Genomic DNA, 1,020 nt, shown 5'->3' with positions numbered 1-1,020 from the left:
AATTTTTTTAAATCGCCGATAGTAAAATTAAGCTAGACAACTAAAAAAGTCATTTGTGTTACACTCAAAATAGTTCCGACGAAAGAATTATAAGGAGTGAAGACAAATGACTTACACCAAATGAACTCGTGATGATAGAGGCATATTTCAAAAATGAAGAACCTGTTCTAGAGGTGGCGAAACAACTAAAGCGTTCTAGGCAAACCATTTATACGGTCTATCACTTTTTAAAACAAGGCACTACTGTCTATGAGTATTATCGACAATACAAAGAAAATAAGACCCATTGTGGTAGGCGCTCGATTGTCTTACCTCCTGATCAACGCGAGTATGTTCAGAACAGGGTGGCTCAAGGGTGGACACTCGATGTGATTGTTGGTCGCGCTGCGTTCCCTATTTCTTGTTCTGCCCGAACGCTTTATCGTCAGTTCAAAAAGAATCAATTTGATGTGAAGCAACTCCCAATGAAGGGCAAGCGGAAACCAAAGGGACACAAGGAACGTCGAGGAAAACAAACCTTCAAGCGAACTCTCTTAGAACGAGCATCTGATTATCCAAATTTTCAACAGGAGTTTGGTCATCTAGAAGGCGACACCATTGTCGATGTCCATCATAAAAGTGCCATCATCACACTCGTTGAACGCCTGTCAAAAGTGATTATTACGCTGAAACCCGAAGGACGCAGAGCGACAGCTATCGAAAAAGCGATGACTGAATGGTTACAAAAGATGCCTAAAAACCTGTTTAAGTTCATTACGTTTGAATGCGGAAAAGAGTTTTCAATGTGGAAAAGCGTTAGTAATACAAGCGATATTGCCCTCTATTTTGCAGATCCATGGACGCCCTCCCAACGAGCTCTAAATGAACATTCTAATGGATTACTTCGTAAAGATGGGCTGCCTAAAACAATGGATTTTAACCAAGTGGATCAAGCGTTTGTGTCCGCTGTTGCTTCTAAAAGAAACCATATTCCCAGAAAATCACTAAACTACAAAACACCCTTGGAAGTATTTATGAAAT

General features: G+C 40.3%; 1 protein-coding gene. It reads left to right on the top strand.

What is annotated here, in order from left to right; genetic code table 11:
* Window positions 1–131: 131 nt before the first annotated feature.
* Window positions 132–1,020: IS30 family transposase (locus tag BCR26_RS16685; RefSeq protein ID WP_069700087.1), on the top strand; the 889-nt coding region annotated here is incomplete at its 3' end.

Source organism: Enterococcus rivorum (assembly GCF_001742285.1).
GTDB lineage: Bacteria > Bacillota > Bacilli > Lactobacillales > Enterococcaceae > Enterococcus_L > Enterococcus_L rivorum.
This window is presented reverse-complemented; position numbering and strand designations above follow the sequence as displayed.